General features: G+C 57.2%; 15 protein-coding genes and 5 pseudogenes. 10 read left to right on the top strand and 10 right to left on the bottom strand.

The genetic code is table 11. The features are described from left to right. Positions 1–842: IS30 family transposase (locus BSG20_RS32075; protein ID WP_093041704.1), on the top strand; the 842-nt coding region annotated here is incomplete at its 5' end. A 45-nt stretch (positions 843–887) separates the two neighbouring features. On the opposite strand, the pseudogene BSG20_RS32070 reads toward BSG20_RS32075, so the two are convergent. Beyond that, positions 888–1,133 (bottom strand): annotated as a pseudogene (locus BSG20_RS32070) (IS110 family transposase); the annotation flags it as partial. 108 nt (positions 1,134–1,241) lie between these two features. Between BSG20_RS32070 and BSG20_RS32065 the strand changes: the two are divergent. The 4 genes and pseudogenes from BSG20_RS32065 to BSG20_RS32055 form a co-directional block, all read left to right on the top strand. Next, positions 1,242–2,171, top strand: a pseudogene (locus tag BSG20_RS32065) (ISNCY family transposase); the annotation flags it as partial. Between the two features lie 322 nt (positions 2,172–2,493). After that, positions 2,494–2,634 carry a hypothetical protein gene (locus tag BSG20_RS36015; RefSeq protein WP_420884143.1) on the top strand — a complete coding sequence of 47 codons (141 nt, stop codon included), beginning with the start codon at positions 2,494–2,496 and terminating at the stop codon, positions 2,632–2,634. A 733-nt stretch (positions 2,635–3,367) separates the two neighbouring features. Next, positions 3,368–3,764: pseudogene (locus tag BSG20_RS32060) on the top strand (M16 family metallopeptidase); the annotation flags it as partial. Beyond that, on the top strand, positions 3,697–4,341 hold the full coding sequence (locus BSG20_RS32055; RefSeq protein WP_083540052.1) for a TRSP domain-containing protein: 645 nt from the start codon (positions 3,697–3,699) through the stop codon (positions 4,339–4,341). The pseudogene BSG20_RS32060 and the gene BSG20_RS32055, both read left to right, overlap by 68 nt. A 278-nt stretch (positions 4,342–4,619) precedes the next feature. Here BSG20_RS32055 and purU read toward each other — a convergent pair whose 3' ends face one another. The 7 genes from purU to BSG20_RS32020 all read right to left on the bottom strand — a co-directional run bounded on the left by purU (position 4,620) and on the right by BSG20_RS32020 (position 11,681). Further along, positions 4,620–5,504, bottom strand: a complete 885-nt coding sequence (purU, locus tag BSG20_RS32050) for a formyltetrahydrofolate deformylase (protein WP_072381927.1) — start codon at positions 5,502–5,504, stop codon at positions 4,620–4,622. Between the two features lie 81 nt (positions 5,505–5,585). Further along, entirely contained in the window at positions 5,586–6,893 is a 1,308-nt protein-coding gene (gene glnT / locus BSG20_RS32045) for a type III glutamate--ammonia ligase (protein ID WP_072381925.1), read from the bottom strand. An 80-nt stretch (positions 6,894–6,973) separates the two neighbouring features. Further along, complete coding sequence (locus tag BSG20_RS32040; RefSeq protein ID WP_072381923.1) at positions 6,974–8,302, bottom strand: FMN-binding glutamate synthase family protein; 1,329 nt, start codon at positions 8,300–8,302, stop codon at positions 6,974–6,976. A gap of 16 nt (positions 8,303–8,318) precedes the next feature. Beyond that, positions 8,319–9,005: a GltB/FmdC/FwdC-like GXGXG domain-containing protein gene (locus BSG20_RS32035; protein WP_072381921.1), complete on the bottom strand. Its 687-nt coding sequence runs from the start codon at positions 9,003–9,005 to the stop codon at positions 8,319–8,321. 4 nt (positions 9,006–9,009) lie between these two features. Beyond that, positions 9,010–9,915: a class II glutamine amidotransferase gene (locus BSG20_RS32030; RefSeq protein ID WP_072381919.1), complete on the bottom strand. Its 906-nt coding sequence runs from the start codon at positions 9,913–9,915 to the stop codon at positions 9,010–9,012. 95 nt (positions 9,916–10,010) lie between these two features. Beyond that, the gene (locus tag BSG20_RS32025) at positions 10,011–10,667 is read right to left on the bottom strand and encodes a helix-turn-helix domain-containing protein (protein ID WP_244541512.1); all 657 of its coding nucleotides are present in this window, start codon (positions 10,665–10,667) and stop codon (positions 10,011–10,013) included. A gap of 39 nt (positions 10,668–10,706) precedes the next feature. Beyond that, positions 10,707–11,681, bottom strand: a complete 975-nt coding sequence (locus BSG20_RS32020; protein ID WP_072381915.1) for a GlxA family transcriptional regulator — start codon at positions 11,679–11,681, stop codon at positions 10,707–10,709. Positions 11,682–11,773: 92 nt separating this feature from the next. Between BSG20_RS32020 and BSG20_RS32015 the strand changes: the two genes are divergently transcribed. From BSG20_RS32015 to BSG20_RS31995, 5 genes and pseudogenes are all read left to right on the top strand, one after another. Then, positions 11,774–13,024 carry a sarcosine oxidase subunit beta family protein gene (locus BSG20_RS32015; RefSeq protein ID WP_072381913.1) on the top strand — a complete coding sequence of 417 codons (1,251 nt, stop codon included), beginning with the start codon at positions 11,774–11,776 and terminating at the stop codon, positions 13,022–13,024. A gap of 24 nt (positions 13,025–13,048) precedes the next feature. Beyond that, positions 13,049–13,327: a sarcosine oxidase subunit delta gene (locus BSG20_RS32010; protein WP_072381911.1), complete on the top strand. Its 279-nt coding sequence runs from the start codon at positions 13,049–13,051 to the stop codon at positions 13,325–13,327. After that, the gene (locus BSG20_RS32005; protein WP_072381909.1) at positions 13,324–16,287 is read left to right on the top strand and encodes a sarcosine oxidase subunit alpha; all 2,964 of its coding nucleotides are present in this window, start codon (positions 13,324–13,326) and stop codon (positions 16,285–16,287) included. The genes BSG20_RS32010 and BSG20_RS32005 overlap by 4 nt, the downstream gene beginning before the upstream one ends. Beyond that, positions 16,280–16,813, top strand: a complete 534-nt coding sequence (locus tag BSG20_RS32000) for a sarcosine oxidase subunit gamma family protein (RefSeq protein WP_072381907.1) — start codon at positions 16,280–16,282, stop codon at positions 16,811–16,813. Before BSG20_RS32005 ends, BSG20_RS32000 begins: the two co-directional genes overlap by 8 nt. 10 nt (positions 16,814–16,823) lie before the next feature. Next, positions 16,824–17,138: pseudogene (locus BSG20_RS31995) on the top strand (tetrahydrofolate dehydrogenase/cyclohydrolase catalytic domain-containing protein); the annotation flags it as partial. A 10-nt stretch (positions 17,139–17,148) separates the two neighbouring features. Here the strand turns inward: BSG20_RS31995 and BSG20_RS31990 are convergent. Continuing rightward, a pseudogene (locus tag BSG20_RS31990) lies at positions 17,149–17,637 on the bottom strand (IS630 family transposase); the annotation flags it as partial. Positions 17,638–17,717: 80 nt separating this feature from the next. Next, the coding region (locus tag BSG20_RS31985; RefSeq protein ID WP_280142230.1) for a group II intron maturase-specific domain-containing protein at positions 17,718–17,980 on the bottom strand (263 nt) is incomplete at its 5' end.

Here is a 17,980-nt window from a genome sequence, read left to right as displayed (position 1 = left end):
TGAGCGGCTACTTCTGCGTGACGGCTCACGAGATTGCGTGCGAGCGTCGCGCCAAGCTGCGCAAACTCGCCCGGTTCTCGCATCTGCGTCAGTCGGTCATCGATCGCATCATACACGGCTGGTCGCCACAACAGATCGCCGGCCGGCTGCGGCTCGAGCGTCATCCGATCTCGGTCAGCCATGAGACAATCTATAAGTTTGCCTATTCGTCGGATGGTCATGCCATCAAGCTGTGGCGACATCTGCCGGAACGCCGCGCCAGACGCCGGCCAAGGCACGCCAGACGTCGTCATGGCCGGCGCTTCACCCCGGATGTCAACATTCTCTACCGGCCCGACATCGTCGCCGAGCGCAAACAGTTCGGGCACTGGGAATGTGACCTCATCCAGTTCCGCAAGAAGTTCGGTAAGGCCAATGTGACGTCGCTGGTCGAACGGGTCGGCCGCTTTGCTGTCTTCCTGCGCAACAACGACCGGCAGTCAAGGCCGGTGATGGACGGGCTGATCCAGGTGCTGCAGTCGCTACCCCACCTCGCCCGTCGCTCGATCACCTTCGACCGCGGCACGGAATTTACCGACTGGCCCTACCTGCAGGCTAGCCTTGGAACCCAGACATGGTTCTGCGATCCGCAATCTCCCTGGCAGAAAGGCACCGTCGAAAACACCAATGGCCGGGCTCGGAAATGGCTTTCGAGAGAGGTCGATCCATTGTCTATCAACGACCGCGATCTTATCGATGTCTGCAATCGCTTGAACGCTACGCCACGAAAATGCCTGGGCTATCGAACGCCCGCAGAAGTCTTCCGCCAAAAACTCCTCGCCCAAATCAGGCGCACCGGATAGCTTCTCATAGCCCGCAAGTCGCGGTTCGCCATGAACTCACACCTTTTGCGCGTGTCGCGCTTCAATGCAGATCGCCGGCAACCCCTCGCTCGTCAGCGCGTGATAGAACCACGTCGACAACGGCCCCGTCTCGAATACAACGCGCCTGGCGTACGGGGCATGCTTGCGGATCATCTGCGCCAAAAGCTTGGGATCCGAAGGACATTTCCCCCGCCAGATCCGCTTCCCGTCTTCGCGGATCGAAATTGCGGTATCTTTCAATGAAACATCAAGCCCAATATACTGGTTCATGGTTGCCTCCATCCGATGTTTGGGCCCGGTTCCAATCGAGAGCCCGTTTTCCATCATATCGGGGGCAACCACCCTCGCCAGCCCAAAAGCCACAGACGATCGCGCCGCGATTACTCCATGTTCGAGGATCGCGGACCGCCTTGCTCGCTGCTGGTGTTCGTCGACGATGCGACCGGGAGGTTGATGCAATTACGCTTCGTGCGTTCCGAAAGTGCCTTCACCTACTTCGAGGCGCTGGAGCTCTATCTCAAGCGTCACGGCGCACCGATTGCCTTTTATTCGGACAAGCATTCGGTGTTCCGGGTAGCGAAGAAGGATGCCAAGGGCGGTCAGGGCATGACCCAGTTCGGGCGTGCGCTTTGCGAGCTAAACATTGAGATTCTCTGTGCAAATTCGAGCCAGGCCAAGGGCCGGGTCGAGCGGATGAACCGGACGCTGCAGGACCGCTTGGTCAAGGAACTGCGGCTTTCTGGCATTGATACCATGGAGGCTGGCAATGCGTTCTTGCCGGACTTCGTGGAGGACTACAATGCGCGATTTGCAATCGTCCCTGCCCGTTCGGAAGACCTGCATCGGCCGCTGAATCTGGCGCCGGATCGGTTGACGGAGATCCTCTGTAAGCGTGAGCAGCGCTATGTTGGATCGCAGCTGACGTTCTCGTTCGAGCGCAAGCGGATCATGCTGGCGGAGACCGAGGTGACGCGTGGTCTGGTCGGACGCTATGTCGAGACCTATGCCTATGCGGATGGTCGGCTGGACGTGCGTTGGAAGGGCTTTTCCCTGCCCTATCAGGTGTTCGACGAGGACCAGCGGGTGACACATGCAGCGATCACCGAGAACAAGCGGTTGGGTGATGTTTTGGCCTATATCAAGGAGCGCCAGGACCAGCAGGCAAAGCCGGTCGTGAAGAGTAACAGCGACAAGAATGGCTATGTCAAACGCGCTCGTGGGCCGGGTCGACGAAAGGATTTCATGAGCGATCCTGTGGTGATTGCGCGGCGCGAAAAGGCACTGTCGAGGCAGCAAGCTGCCGAGTGACATGTCGATCGGATCGTCTCAAAGCTAAAGCCGAAGGGGTGTGTATCACCCGCCCCGATCTGATCTTGCAACCGGTATCAGCCGGTCAGATCGGGGCTGGTCGTCGTGCCGTGTCGAAGCACAAAGTGACATTTTAACTTTGCCCCGGATCGGACATTCCAACTTCCCCGACACAATGGATGGATGCACGGCAGTTTACAAATGCGACATATAGGCCAGTTAGAGATGCGACGGTCACGCCTCTCGACGCACTGGTCAAAGCCAACGTTGGGAACAAGGATGACGACCTGGCTGGTCGAGACCATGTGCGGTCGGAGTCGTCATGTCCTGTTTGATCACCATGTCGCAGAAAGAATTGCATCGCCTCGAAGTCATCCAGAAGATTCGTGACGAACGCCTGAGCGTCGTCCAGGCTGCCGAGCTGCTCGGACCACCCAAAGACGTAACACTCTTGGGAAGTTGATTCCCGCACGAGATGGCAGTCGGTCAGGACACGATCGACCGTTGACACTCCGACATGGGCGGCCTCGGTCGGATCGGCGATGGTAGGAATATCTTGTCGACCTATCGCGTGACAACCACGCTTACGACATTTATCCGTCACCTTTCGGCTCCGCGACAAAGGCTTGTTTCGACCGTGCTTTCATTCGTCGGTCTAAATAGCTGGATCAACAAGAAAATTAGTTCTTGTTTCACTCACGCAGCGACTTGGCACGAGTCTTGCAATCATACTTGTGAAGCGCGATAGCTGCCTGCGGCACTCATGTTGCGAACAACCGCGATGGTTCAGACACGCGAAGGAACGCATAATGGCAAGTCTGCGTCAGATCGCATTCTGTAGGAAGGGAGTATCGGCAAGTTCACCACCTCACAAAATACGATCGCCGCCTTGTTGCCCTCGGGCACAAGATCCTCATCCTCGGCTGCGATCCCTGACTCCACTCGGCTCATCCTAAACGCGCAAGGCGCAGGACACGGTACTGCGCCTTGCAACCAAAGGCTCGTGGAAAACCTGAACTCGAGGACGTGCTTAAGAACGGCTGCAGAGGCATCAGGGGCGTGTAGTCGGGTGGACAGAAACATGATGTGCCCTTTCACTCAACTCCACTTTCAAAGGAACATCAGTCATGACTGAAGCTCGAAATGACGTGGTGCTTCCAAGACAACTATGGCCGATCTTGATATGCATCTTGGATTTTCAGCGTGTTGCCCGCGAGAACCTCAACATCATGATGGAGTTCGAGGCCGATCGCATGACGAATCTCCTTCTGGAGGAATCCGATATTGCGCCAGAGCGCGATGTAGTGCTGGAAGAGCGCCGCATGCACGTTGAGACCAATCCGTCGGTTCAGCTCTTGGAAGCGATGGAAGCGTCGCTCTTCGTGCATCATCCTTACGGCATTCCGACCATCGGTTGGGGAGCACGAGATCGAGACGCTCAATCGCGATAACGCGTTCGACTACTATCGTCGCTTTTACACGCCCGAGAACGGCATTCTGATCGTTGCAGGCGACGTGAACAAGGATGACGTGCGCCGCTTGGCTGATGCCACCTACGGCCGCATCGCGCCGCAGGGCAGGCGCCCGGTGCGTGCGACTCGCCTCCAATGCCCGCTGCCGGACCGGTGAACGTATTCTGGTTCTTGGTACCAGTGAACATGTTTGGGAGCCGTTCCAGCTTGCAGAACATCTCGAGAAAGCTGGGGCAGACGTCCGTTTCTCGGCGGTCACCCGCTCTCCGCTCGCGGTCGGGCACTCCATCGAACGAGCCCTGGCCTTCTCCGACAACTACGGCCTTGGCATCGCCAACGCTTTCCTGAGAAGCGGTGCATACCTTCGCCATCTGCGAACTATCCGCAAGGCTTATTCCGAAACGCTGCGGTGTCTGATCTCAAACCTCCAGGCGAAGTTCGGCCAGCTGGAGATCTGGGGCGCTCACAATGGCATGCATGTCATGTGGCTCAGGTTAGAAGAGCATGGCGTACACGTCCATACACTGGCGTCGGGGGGTGCCTACGCGCAGAACAGTCCGTACAATGAACGTGTAATTCTTCCTGGCTACGCCGCTCTAAGTGAGCTTGAAATTGCCAAGGCGGTAGACATCATGGCCGCGGCAATACCGTTGGATGAAAAGGCGCTGCCTGACCGCAATATTGCCGCCAAGGCTTAGGCTGGTTAGGGAAAAATGCCGCATTTCGGTCGCGCCGCCGGTAGTTTGTGGCGCGGTATCTTCCTGGAAACGGCCAGCGCCGAAGGCAGCCGTCGTTGACGACTTTCCCACGTTCGGAAACGCGAGATCTGCGACACAACGCAAGGATGTGCGTCCGCCCGCAGAGTCAAGTTTTGCGGTCGATAAAGCGGGGAATGCAACGGCGAAGCGTCGCCAGCTTCGCCAGTATCCAATCATGCTAAAGGCACGAGAACACCAATTTTTGCAAAACGAATACCTTATCCCATGCGTTCCGAGGCATAGCTACCGGGGCTCGGTGGAAATACGATTGTCCGATTACCGTTTATAAAGGTGCGCCGATGGATATGGGCATGGATAGCACGGGCAAGTACCTGCGCTTCGACATCGCGGCCGAGCGAAACGTAGTCCTCCGGCGACTGCGCATGGGTGACGCGCACTGTGTCCTGCTCGATGATCGGACCTTCGTCGAGATCGGCAGTAACGTAATGTGCCGTTGCGCCGATCAGCTTGACGCCGCGCGTGTAGGCCTGCTTGTAAGGGTTAGCGCCCTTGAAGCTGGGCAGAAAGGAGTGGTGGATATTGATGATCTTGCCGGACATTTCTGTGCACATCCGGTCCGATAAGATCTGCATGTAGCGTGCAAGAACGATCAGCTCGGTGCCGGTCGCTTGGACCAGATCCATGATTTTTGCTTCGGCCTCCGGTTTGTTCTCCTTGGTCACGGGAATATGGTGGAATGGGATATCGTGATTGACGACGAGCTTCTGGTATTCGAAATGGTTTGAAACAACGCCGACGATGTCGATCGGGAGCGCGCCGATCTTCCAGCGATAGAGCAGGTCGTTAAGGCAATGGCCGAAACGAGAGACCATCAGCAGCACTTTCATCCGCGATGAGCCGTCATGGATTTCGGCGTCCATATCGAACGATGCTGAAACCGGCTTAAGCCCCTCAGCAAGCTCGGCCAACCCCTTACCTTTCTCAGAGAGGAAACTGACGCGCATAAAGAACCGGCCCGTATCCAGATCGTCAAATTGCGAGCTGTCGACGATATTGCAACCGGCTTCCGCCAGGTAACCTGAAAGTGCGGCCACGATGCCGCGCGTTGATTTGCAGGTTACGGTCAGGGTGAATTTCGTCATCGAAGGTTCTCTCTTGGCGCACAATAAAAACCCCTGCGGCGGAGCGCAGGGAAAAGGCCACCGAAGTGGCGGGGGAAAGCGTCAGACGTCGAGCGTCGTATCATGTTCCCAAGCCGTAAATTGCGAGCAGTAAATATTCCACTCGCCGTGCTTTAGTTTCAGGTATGCGGACGAGAACTCCAGGCCAAGCGCCTGCTGCAGTTCTGAATCCTTCTCGTATTCGCGCAACGCGTCGAGCAGGTTGAGCGGCAATTTTGGAGCGTTGGTGATCTTGTGCCCGTCGCGATACATATCGATATCGTGGTGCTGTCCTGGATCTGCGGACGTGCGGATACCGGAAAGACCGGCAGCGATGATGATTGCTTGCAGTAGATAGGGATTAACTGCTCCGTCAGGGAGACGCAGTTCAAAACGGCCCGGGCCAGGCACGCGCACCATGTGGGTGCGATTATTGCCGGTCCAGGTCACGGTGTTTGGTGCCCAGGTCGCGCCTGATATCGTGCGGGGGGCGTTGATGCGCTTGTAGGAGTTGACGGTCGGATTGGTCACAGCCGCGAGCGCCGACGCATGCCTCATAATGCCGCCCAGGAAGGTCCTGCCCTGAGCCGAGAGACCGAATGGCATTGCCTTATCGGCAAATGCGTTGACCATGCCATCGGTGTCCCAGACCGAGATATGCGCGTGGCAACCATTGCCGGTCAGGCCCTTGAAGGGTTTTGGCATGAAGGTGGCGCGAAGGCCGTGCTTCTCAGCGATCGACTTGACCATGAACTTGAAGAAGGAATGCTTGTCGGCCGTCTGCAGCGCGTCGTCATATTCCCAATTCATCTCGAACTGGCCGTTCGCGTCCTCATGGTCGTTCTGGTAAGGCTTCCAGCCCAGCTCGAGCATCGCATCGCAGATCTCGGCGATCACGTCGTACCGGCGCATAACTGCCTGCTGATCGTAGCAGGGTTTCTCCGCCGTATCGAATTCATCAAAGATCTGCGAACCGTCCGGCGAAATCAGGAAAAATTCCGGTTCAACGCCGGTTTTCACCCGCAGCCCTTTTTCAGCAGCTTCCGCCACCAGCTTCTTCAGAAGTACGCGCGGTGCTTGCTCGACGGGCCTATCTTCCATGACGCAATCGGCAGCAACCCAGGCAACATCCTTTTTCCAGGGAAGCTGGATGACCGACGAAGCGTCCGGCATGGCGAATAGGTCGGGATGCGCGGGTGTAAGATCGAGCCATGTGGCGAAGCCGGCAAAGCCTGCGCCATCCTTCTGCATGTCGGCAATCGCCTGTGCCGGAACCAGCTTGGCACGCTGACCGCCGAACAGGTCGGTGTAGCTGATCATGAAATATTTGATGCCTCTGTCGGCAGCGTATGTTGAGAGATCCAGTGTCACCGTATTCCCCTTTTAAATATTTGACACTCAACTAAAAAACGGGCCGCATCCTCCCAAATGCCGCCCGTTTGTCTTGTTGGTTAGAAACTGCCTTTGCCCGGATACCAGCTGGTTCCCGCCAGCGGAATCTGCGCCATGGCAGCAGCTTCCATGGTCAGGGCACAAAGGTCTTCCGGCTCCAGATTGTGCAGGTGGTTTTTGCCGCAAGCACGTGCAATCGTCTGCGCCTCAAGCGTCATCACCTTGAGATATTTCGCGAGACGACGGCCAGCAGCAACCGGATCGAGGCGCGCTGCCAGCTCAGGGTCCTGCGTTGTAATGCCCGCTGGGTCTTTTCCCTCGTGCCAGTCGTCGTAAGCGCCAGCCGTTGTGCCCAGTTTCTGGTATTCGTCTTCCCATTTCGGATCGTTGTCGCCGAGGGCCACCAGTGCCGCGGTGCCGATGGCTACTGCATCCGCACCCAGCGCAAGCGCCTTCGCCACATCGGCACCCGACCGAATGCCACCGGAGATGATCAATTGCACCTTGCGATGCATTCCCAGATCCTGCAGGGCCTGAACTGCTGGCCGAATGCAAGCAAGAGTCGGCATGCCAACATTTTCGATGAACACGTCCTGCGTTGCGGCAGTGCCGCCCTGCATGCCGTCGAGCACGACCACATCAGCCCCGGCCTTCACGGCAAGCGCGGTGTCATAATAGGGCCGCGCACCGCCCACCTTGACGTAGATCGGCTTTTCCCAATCGGTGATTTCACGCATTTCGAGGATCTTGATTTCTAGGTCGTCCGGGCCTGTCCAGTCCGGATGGCGGCAGGCGGAGCGCTGGTCGATGCCCTTGGGCAGGTTGCGCATGTTGGCGACGCGGTCGGAAATCTTCTGGCCGAGCAGCATGCCGCCGCCGCCCGGTTTGGCACCTTGGCCCACGACGATTTCGATTGCGTCAGCGCGACGCAGGTCCTTGGGGTTCATGCCGTAACGCGACGGCAGATACTGGTAGACCAGTGTTTGACTATGGCCGCGCTCCTCGTCCGTCATACCACCATCGCCAGTGGTCGTCGAGGTGCCTGCAATCGTCGCACCGCGACCGAGCGCTTCCTTTGCATTGCCAGAAAGTGCACCGAAAGACATGCCTGCGATAGTAATCGGCGTTTTTAGCGTGATCGGCTTCTTGGCATAACGTGTACCGAGAACCACGGTCGTATCGCATTTCTCGCGATAACCTTCGAGCGGATAGCGTGAGATCGACGCACCAAGGAACAACAGGTCATCGAAATGCGGGACCTTGCGTTTGGTACCAGCACCTCTGATGTCGTAGATGCCGGTTGCTGCGGCGCGGCGGATTTCGGCCAGTGTCGCATCGTCGAAGGTCGCGGATTTGCGCGGCGGGGTATAGGGGTTGTGATAGCTCATGGAAATATCCCTCGCCTTAATACGCGTCGGCGTTGTCGATGTTGAAATTATAGAGCTTACGGGCCGAACCGTAGCGTTTGAATTCTTCCGGCTTGACATCCGAGACACCGGCTTTTGCCAGAAGTTCGGTCAGCTTTTCGATATGCTCCGGCCGCAGTTCCTTTTCGATGCAATCCGTGCCGAGGCTCTTCACTGAACCGCGCACGAAGAGCTGGGCTTCGTAGAGGCTGTCGCCCAGCGCATCACCGGCATCTCCGACCACGATGAGGTGGCCGGACTGGCCCATGAAGGCCGACATGTGGCCGATATTGCCGTGAACAACGATATCGATCCCCTTCATCGAAATGCCGCAACGCGAAGCCGCGTTGCCCTTGATCACGAGAAGACCGCCGTTACCTGTGGCACCAGCGTACTGACTGGCATCGCCCTCGATGACGACGGTCCCTGACATCATATTTTCGGCTACGCCTGGACCGGCCGAGCCACGTACAGTGACGGTACCGCCGTCATTCATACCCGCGCAATAATAGCCAACAGAGCCCTTCACCTCGACGGTGACCGGGCTATCAATACCGACGGCGACCGAGTGGCTGCCGCGCGGATTGATGACTTCAAATTTCGTGTCGTTGGCGCCCTTAGCGAGAGCATGCAGGGCGCTGTTCAGTTCACGCAGCGGCGTGTTGGAAAGGTCAAAGGTGGGCATTGTCTCAAGCAGCCTTCTCGTGATCCCAGAAATAAACGGTTGCGGGTTCCGGCTCCCAGACGCGAGCGGTCTCGATGCCAGGAAGATTGACCAGCGCGCGGTATTCCGAGCCGAAAGCCACATATTGGTCGGTCTCGGCCATCACGGCGGGCTTGCATGCGATGGGGTCACGCACGACTCCGAAGCCGAACTTGGTACCGACGACGAACGTGAAGAAGCCGTCAAGATCGTCCAGCGCGCCTGTCAGCGCTTCTCCGAGATCTTTGCCCTTCGCCATTTCAGACGTCAGATAAGCAGCAGCCACTTCCGAGTCATTCTGCGTCTCGAAGGTCATGCCTTCGCGCACCAGTTCGCGGCGAATGTTGTTGTGGTTCGACAAGGAACCATTATGGACCAGGCACTGATCGGAGCCCGTCGAGAACGGATGTGCCCCGAGCGTCGTTACAGCAGATTCGGTTGCCATACGGGTATGACCGATACCGTGGGATCCACTCATTGAACGCACGCCAAAGCGGGCCACTACTTCCTTCGGCAGGCCGGTTTCCTTGTAAATTTCGACGCTGTCGCCAGAACCCATAATGCGGACGTTCGGACGGATCTTAGCAAGCACTGCGCGGACTTCGGAGCGCTTGGCCGCATCGAGTTCAACGACCGCGTGGGTGCTCTTGAGCGCGACGGTCGCCAAAATGCCAGCCGACGCCAGTTCCTTGTCGAGGTCAGCGAAATCCACCTGCGGAATAGCCGACTGCAAAGTCACCTTCGCCTTGCCGACGGAAGCCGATCCGTAGATCGCGATACCGGCAGAATCCGGGCCACGATCGGTCATGATGATCAGCATATCTGAGAGCAGTTCCCCAAGTTGGGGTTCAAGGCTCTTGTCTTTCAGGAACAGTCCAACGATGCCGCACATCCGCGCATATCTCCATTCTGGGGGTGAATGGAGAGCTATCATACGAAATCGCGTCAATCAACTCCTAGGAATATATTTTTCTCCTAAGGCAACATTTATCCGTTGGGCTTGTGTCGCTGTGGATAGCTTATGATCGACAGATATCTGGCGGGAAGCTTCACAAGTTCTTCCGGCCCATGCGGCGCATCTGCGTCGAAGAACAGGCTGTCTCCCTCTTGCATCCGGTAGAGGCTTTCGGAGTGGCGATAGACAACCTCGCCCTCCAGCATGAAGAGGAACTCCATGCCCTCGTGCTGGAACGTGGGGAAAACGTCTGACTCTGCCGTTAGGGTAATCAAATAGGGTTCAACCATGACGCCGCTTGTGTTGTTTTCAACATGTCCTAACAGGCTATACTGGTGCCCGGCGCGCGTGCCTCTCCGCTCCATGTTTACGCCCTGCCCAGCCTTTACAAATGTGGCGCTACGTGGCTCCTCAAACCGGCGGAAAAACGAGGTCAACGGGACGCCAAGCGCTTTCGACAGGGCCTGCAAAGTAGTCAATGAGGGCGAGATATTGCCGTTCTCAATCTTCGAAAGCATGCCCACCGACATGCCCGTGGCTACCGAAAGATCCGAAACAGTCAGACCCAACTGTTTGCGATAGGCGCGCACCTCGTGACCGATCGCTAATTCGAGATTATTAACGTGCGGCTCTCGCACAGCATGCGGGTCCTGCGAAAGAGCCGCGTTCTCTATTTTGTCTTTTGCCACGTTTAGTCTCACTCAAATTATCCTATGAAGAATAATATTTTAATCGTGAGGAAACTTCAAACGAAAATTGCCGGGCGATTTGCCAGTTAGAGATTTGAGAGCCCGCGAAAAATGGCTGGCGCTGGAGAAACCTGTGGCGAACGCGATTTCGGAAATCGACAACGGGCTTTGTTCAAGGAGCCTTTGGGCGTGCCGCAGGCGGATTGAGCGATAGGTTTCGAGGAAACTGATGCCGGTTTCCGAGGTGAACAGCCGATCCAGATGGCGGGTACTGATACCTACAAGCTGCGCCAGCGCTGTTCTTGATAGCGGCTGCTCTATCGTATCCTCCATCTTTTCCAGAACTGTAAGAAGCGCCGGATGATGAGTGCTGAATCGCTCTGCTGCTGATCCTCTCTGAGACGCCGTTGGCTCGCTGACCACCGTATGAAGATACCAGTCACTAACTCGTCGCGCGAAATGTGAGCCCATTCGCTCCGAAATAGTCGCATGCATCATGTCGAGGGGTGCGACCCCGCCGCCACAAGTGATACGATCTCCATCTATCACGTAGCGCGCATGTCGTGGAGAAAGGTTGGGAAACGCCTCCTTCAGCAACGTGGCATGTTCCCAATGGATGGTGAAATCGCGATTTTCGATCAGACCAGCTGCCGCAAGCACATATGCGCCGCTGGAGATGCCTCCAATACGGACACCCTGCCGTGACAGCTTGCGTAAAGCGCCATAGAGCCCGTCACTATCTACCCAGTCACTCGCAACGCCACCGGCGCAAACGAAAACGGTATGAAAGTCCTGACCTTCCTCTGCCAGGCTCCTGCATTCGACCATCAAGCCTGATGAACTGCGAACCTGATGCCCCCCGGAGGACAACGTCACGACGTCGTAGAGCTGCAGGCCAGATATCAAGTTTGCGGCGCGCAATGGTTCTATTGCCGAAGCGTACGACATCAGCGCAAAGTTCGGCGTGAGCACAAAGCCCATCCGCTGCGTCATTTTTTGATCCGAGTGGGCCATGGCTCGAACTTATCTAATTCCGTCTCGTTTGTGCAATCGATTTCTACCATCGGCTCTATGGTGGCTACAGTAAATCAACGGACGAGATCGCTATGCGCTATTCGGCTCTTTCCTTGCTCCTCAATGGTTTCCGCGGCAACAAGGATTGGGCACCCGCCTGGCGGCACCCGGAGCCCAAATCGCACTACGACGTCATCATCGTGGGCGGTGGTGGCCACGGCCTTGCGGCGGCTTATTACCTCGCCAAGGAATTCGGCATCAAGAATGTTGCGGTTCTGGAGAAGAACTATATCGGCTCCGGCAATGTTGGCCGCAATACCACGATCATCCGTTCCAACTATCTGCTTGAAGGCAACAATCCGTTCTACGAGTTGGCCCTGAAACTATGGGAAGGGCTGGAACAGGATTTCAATTTTAACGCCATGATCTCTCAGCGCGGCATCCTCAATCTCTTCCACTCGGATGCGCAGCGCGATGCTTATACGCGGCGTGGTAATGCCATGCGCCTCCACGGCGTCGATGCCGACCTGCTGGATCGTGAAGCCGTCCGCAAGATGCTTCCGTTCCTCGATTACGACAATGCCCGCTTCCCAATTCAAGGCGGACTGGCGCAGCGACGTGGAGGTACGGTTCGCCATGATGCTGTCGCCTGGGGCTACGCCCGCGGTGCCGATATGCGTGGTGTTGATATCATTCAAAACTGTGAAGTCACGGGCATTCGCCGCGAGAACGGCAAAGTGACAGGCGTTGAAACCGCCAAAGGTTTTATCGGATGCACCAAGCTTGGGCTTGCCGCTGCGGGCAATTCATCACGCGTAGCGGAAATGGCCGGGCTCAAGCTCCCTATGGAAAGCCATGTGCTCCAAGCCTTCGTTTCGGAAGGACTGAAGCCCTTCATTGACGGCGTCGTCACCTTCGGTGCTGGGCATTTCTATGTTTCACAGTCGGACAAGGGCGGCCTTGTTTTCGGTGGAGATCTCGACGGCTACAATTCCTACGCACAGCGCGGCAACCTCGCGACCGTTGAACATGTGGTTGAGGCAGGGAAGGCGATGATACCCGGGCTATCCCGCGTCAGGTTGCTACGCTCGTGGGGCGGTATCATGGACATGTCCATGGACGGTTCACCGATTATCGACCGGACGCCTGTGGAAAATCTCTACCTCAATGCAGGCTGGTGTTATGGCGGCTTCAAGGCCACGCCCGCTTCCGGCCTATGCTTCGCGCATCTTCTCGCTAAGGACGCCCCGCACGACACGACTCGCCAGATGCGGCTCGACCGCTTTGAGCGCGGCTACCTGATCGACGAGAAGGGCCAGGGTAGCCAACCCAATCTTCATTGAACTCTGCAAAAGGAACAGCTGGCTATGGCAAGTCTCGTCCCCTGCCCGCACTGCGGCAGAAGACCCAAGGAAGAATTCACCGTCAAAGGGGCCGCAATCGCCCGTCCGACATCGGGTGCTGGCACGGAAGCTTGGATGGATTACGTCTACCTGCGTGACAATCCGCGCGGGAGATACGAGGAATACTGGCATCACACCTCGGGCTGCCGCCGATGGCTTGTGGTGACCCGCGATACCGCCACGCATGAGATCGAAGCAAGCCGTGACGTCGCGCTTGCCGGAAAGACGGACGCTCATCCATGACCTCATATCGTCTGCCAACCGGTGGCCTGATCAATCGGGAATCGCCGCTCTCCTTCACATTTGATGGCAAGCGTATGATCGGGACGAAGGGTGATAGCCTTGCCTCCGCATTGCTCGCTAACGGCCAGCTACTCGTCGGCCGCAGTTTCAAATATCACCGGCCACGAGGTCTACTGACTGCAGGGTCCGCTGAGCCGAACGCCCTCATGACTATCGGCCAGGGTGGTCGCACAGAGTCAAATACACGTGCGACGATGCAGGAACTTTATCAAGGACTGGAAGCGAAGAGCCAGAACCGCTGGCCTTCGCTGGATTTCGATATTGGCTCGCTCAATAGCCTGCTTTCGCCATTCCTCGGCGCTGGATTTTACTACAAGACGTTCATGTGGCCAGCGGCCTTCTGGGAGAAGGTCTATGAACCATTCATCCGCAAGGCCGCAGGCCTCGGCAAAGCCAGTTACGAGGCCGATCCCGACAGCTACGAGAAGCGCTGGGCTCATTGCGATCTTCTGGTGATCGGTTGCGGCCCAACTGGTCTTGCTGCTGCTCTGACAGCAGGGCGGTCTGGCCTGCGCGTCATCGTAGCCGACGAGCACTCGGCTATGGGTGGATCACTTCTATCCGAGACCGCAACGATAGGTGCCGCATCCGCACCGGACTTCGTGGGTCAGACTCTGGCCGAACTCGAAACTCTTACCAACGTCACTGTCTTGCCGCGCACGACGGTATTCGGCTGGTACGACGGCAATGTCTTCGGCGCTTCGGAACGGGTGCAGAAACACGTAAGCTTGCCCGATCCGGCTCTACCGGTCGAACGGCTTTGGCGAATTATCGCCAAGAAAGCACTCCTGGCGAGTGGCGCGGAAGAGCGCCCCCTGGTTTTCGGCGGCAACGATTTACCGGGAGTGATGCTGGCGTCCGCCATGCGCACATATCTGAACCGGTACGGCGTCGCACCGGGCAAAAGGCTGGCGATCTTCACCACCAACGACAGTGGATATGCTCTGGCACGAGATCTCGAAGCCAATGGGATTGATCTGGTTGCCATAATCGACAGCCGCCCTGATGTGGCACCTCCTTACTCGGGCAAAACTCGAGTTATCAAGGGGGGCTTCGTCTCCGATGCCAAGGGCGGAAAGGCTCTATCCTCTATCGAAATCTGGAAGGGCGGCGGCATGGAGAATCTCGCTGTCGACGCACTCGGCGTAGCAGGCGGGTTCAGTCCGATCATCAGCATCGCCTGCCACCGTGGCGGTAAGCCGATTTGGTCAGAAGAACAGGCAGCATTCCTCGCGCCGGACAATTTGATCGGGCTCGAACTGGCTGGAACCGTATGCGGCACAGACGGCATTTCGGCCTGTTTCGCCGAAGGAGCGGCAACTGCGGTAAAGCTCGCCAAGGATCTGGGGATTGTCGCAACGCCCGTGGAATTCGGCATCGTCGACGGTGACGTTGCGTCACCTCCGGTCAATCCCGTTTGGAACATCCCCGGTATCAAGGGCAAGGCCTTTGTTGACTACCAGAATGATGTCCATAGGAAAGATCTCGGCCTTGCTGTGCAAGAAGGGTATGGCCATGTGGAACTTGCCAAGCGCTATACCACCACAGGCATGGCAACTGATCAGGGCAAGCTCTCCAACGTCAATGCAATCGGTATTCTGGCCGAAGTTCGCGGCGTCTCTCCAGCAGAAATCGGGACTACGACCTTCCGGCCCTTATATACCCCGGTCTCCTTCGGCGCATTGACTGGTGCCTATCACGGCAGCCATTTCCAACCGGTGCGCAAATCTCCCCTGCACGACTGGGCCGCCAAGAACGGTGCGAAATTTGTCGAGACTGGCCTCTGGTATCGCTCTTCCTGGTTCCCGCGTGACGGTGAGACGACATGGCGTGAAAGCGTCGACCGCGAGGCGCGAAACGTGCGCATCAACGCCGGGCTCTGCGATGTCTCGATGCTCGGCAAGATCGAAGTTTGTGGCAAGGACGCAGCAGAATTTCTGAACCGCGTCTATTCCAACGCTTTCCTGAAGCTCCCTGTCGGAAAAGCCCGTTACGGTCTCATGCTACGAGAGGACGGAATGATCTATGACGACGGCACCACTAGCCGCCTATCGGAAAACCAATTCTTTATGACCACCACCACAGCCTACGCCGCCGGGGTAATGAACCATCTGGAATTCTGCGCCCAAGCGCTATGGCCGGATCTCGACGTTCGACTTGCGTCCTCCACAGACCAATGGGCGCAAATGGCGATCGTCGGCCCAAAAGCGAGGACAATCCTCCAAGCAATCGTCGATGACGACATTTCCAACGAGGCATTCCCCTTCCTCGGCGCAAGGGAAGTGTCCTTGTTCGACGGACGACTGTACGGGCGGCTGTTTCGAATTTCATTCTCCGGCGAGCTAGCGTTTGAACTTGCGGTTCCGGCTGGCTATGGCGAGAGCGTCGCCGATGCGCTGATGGAAGCGGGCCGTGATCACGGCATCCAGCCTTACGGCGTCGAGGCGCTCGGTGTGCTGCGCGTCGAAAAAGGCCATGTTACCCACAATGAGATCAACGGCACCGTTGTGCCCGGCGATCTTGGATTTAGCAAGATGGTGTCCGCAACCAAGCCGGATTTCATCGGCAAGGCCATGGTCGGTCGCGAGGGGCTCTCCGATCCGGATCGCGCGCAGTTGGTCGGCGTCATGCCGCTAGACCCGAAAACGTCGTTCAGCAGCGGCTCGCATATCCTCGCCAAGGATGCCGCCGCGACGCTTGAAAACGATCAGGGATATGTCACCTCGACCGTGTTCTCACCGCATGTCGGCTCCACTATCGGCCTTGCGCTCGTCAAGCGCGGAGCGGAGCGTCATGGCGAGGAAGTGCAGATCTGGAACGGCCTCAGGGACGAATTTACCCCTGGCCGCCTCTGCAATCCGGTTTTCGTCGATCCAGCAAACGAGAAGCTCCATGTCTGATTTCCGTATCGTCTTGCGTCCGGCGCTTGCCTACAAGCACTCCGTAACGTCCAACCGGATTACTCTTGAAGCCCTGCCCGAAGGTCATGTCATTCATGTCCTGGGTCTGCCGGGCGACGATGACCTTGCCGATCTGCTCCAATCGCTTTCAAACGGTGGGCCGCATGCGGTGCGGAGTATTAGCCCCGGGCAATGGTTTATCGTCGGCAATGAAGCAAAATCCCATGCGGAGCAGGCTGAGTTATTCGCGACCCTTCAACCGCGCGCAATAGGTGTCGATCAAAGCCAGGGCAGAGTGCGAATACTCGCCAAAGGACCGATGGTTGAACGGGTCCTCTCCAAGGGTACAGCAGTTGACTTGGCACTTGCCGAGTTCCCTGTCGGCCGGTCTACCACCACTCTGATCGGGCACATTGCGGCTCATATCACCCGCGTCGGCAACGATGCCTTTGAAATCATGGTGCTACGCGGTTTTGCGGAGAGCCTGTGGGATGATCTGGCCCGCATGTGCGCCGAATACGTATGAACGGAATGTCATGACAGTGATCATCGACGGCAAGATGATATCGGCCTCGGTAATTGATAACGTGAAACAAGCGGCAGCCCAGTTTCGGGCCGATTCCAGCAAAACCGTGGGTATCGCGGTTGTAATAGTCGGGGACGATCCAGCGAGCCAAACATATGTGGCTGCCAAAAGCCGAATGGCCAACGAGTGCGGCTTCGTTTCGTTCGAGCACGCTCTCCCGTCTGAGACAGGCCAGCAGGAGTTATTGGAACTGGTTGCAAAGTTGAACGGGGACCCCTCAATCGACGGCATCCTTGTCCAACTGCCACTTCCAAAGCATCTAGAGCACGTCCACTTTACTCGGGGTCATATCCGCACGATTTGAAGTAGTTGGCGCATTCTTGCGGCTCGAATAGCGTGACGATCTGGCCGACGGTATTCCATAAGCCCTCAACTGTTCGCTCGGCTTTGGCGCGCAAAACAGCCTTGAGCTTTGCAAAAGCCTTCTCGATGGGGTTGAAGTCTGGACTGTAGGGTGGGAGATAGAGCAAACGACATCCCGCACCTTCGATTGCGTGACGCACGCCCTCCGCCTTGTGTGCGGGCAGATTGTCCATGATGACGATATCGCCCGGTGCCAAGGTTGGAATGAGAACCTGTTGCACATAGGCCTGGAATGCTGCCCCGTTCATCGCACCATCCAAGACCATGGGCGCGGTCATGCCGGATAGCCTGAGCGCTCCGGTAAAGGTCGTCGTCTTCCAGTGCCCGTGGGGGATTGGTGAACGGCATCGATCTCCGCAAGGGGCTCGTCCGCGAAGCCGTGACATCTTCGTGCTCAGGCCTGGGTGAGTAGGCCGGAGGGATTTCACCTGCCGGCCTCTCGCAGAACGGTGCGTGAACCTCTCGATTCACACCGCTCCCATCAGGTAAACGTATTCGTTCCAAATACTTGCCAGTGCACGAACAGCCTCGGATTTTCCCGCGCCAGTTTTCTCAGAAAGAGGTTGGCTCGGGTCTTATGAGACTGAAAGCGCTTGAACTTTCGCATGATCCAAGCCCTGAGCTTCTGATTGACGTAGTCAACCAGCGTGGACAGTGCCGAACGACTGAACCGGCCGTAGTATGCTATCCACCCGCGAAGGAGGGGATTGAGCTGTTTGGCTAATTCAGTCAGCGTCCCCGACG

Source organism: Rhizobium tibeticum (assembly GCF_900110205.1).
Lineage (GTDB): Bacteria > Pseudomonadota > Alphaproteobacteria > Rhizobiales > Rhizobiaceae > Rhizobium > Rhizobium tibeticum.
The sequence above is the reverse complement of the archived record's forward strand: the minus strand, read 5'-3'. Positions and strand labels throughout refer to the sequence as shown.

Excerpts from the sequence above, each read along its gene's own strand:
- BSG20_RS36015 (WP_420884143.1), top strand. The coding sequence starts at position 2,494 with ATGTCCTGTTTGATCACCATGTCGCAGAAAGAATTGCATCGCCTCGAA.
- BSG20_RS32055 (WP_083540052.1), top strand. The coding sequence starts at position 3,697 with ATGACGTGCGCCGCTTGGCTGATGCCACCTACGGCCGCATCGCGCCGC.
- purU (WP_072381927.1), bottom strand. The coding sequence starts at position 5,504 with ATGACGAAATTCACCCTGACCGTAACCTGCAAATCAACGCGCGGCATC.
- BSG20_RS32040 (WP_072381923.1), bottom strand. The coding sequence starts at position 8,302 with ATGAGCTATCACAACCCCTATACCCCGCCGCGCAAATCCGCGACCTTC.
- BSG20_RS32035 (WP_072381921.1), bottom strand. The coding sequence starts at position 9,005 with ATGCCCACCTTTGACCTTTCCAACACGCCGCTGCGTGAACTGAACAGC.
- BSG20_RS32030 (WP_072381919.1), bottom strand. The coding sequence starts at position 9,915 with ATGTGCGGCATCGTTGGACTGTTCCTGAAAGACAAGAGCCTTGAACCC.
- BSG20_RS32020 (WP_072381915.1), bottom strand. The coding sequence starts at position 11,681 with ATGGCCCACTCGGATCAAAAAATGACGCAGCGGATGGGCTTTGTGCTC.
- BSG20_RS32015 (WP_072381913.1), top strand. The coding sequence starts at position 11,774 with ATGCGCTATTCGGCTCTTTCCTTGCTCCTCAATGGTTTCCGCGGCAAC.
- BSG20_RS32010 (WP_072381911.1), top strand. The coding sequence starts at position 13,049 with ATGGCAAGTCTCGTCCCCTGCCCGCACTGCGGCAGAAGACCCAAGGAA.
- BSG20_RS32005 (WP_072381909.1), top strand. The coding sequence starts at position 13,324 with ATGACCTCATATCGTCTGCCAACCGGTGGCCTGATCAATCGGGAATCG.
- BSG20_RS32000 (WP_072381907.1), top strand. The coding sequence starts at position 16,280 with ATGTCTGATTTCCGTATCGTCTTGCGTCCGGCGCTTGCCTACAAGCAC.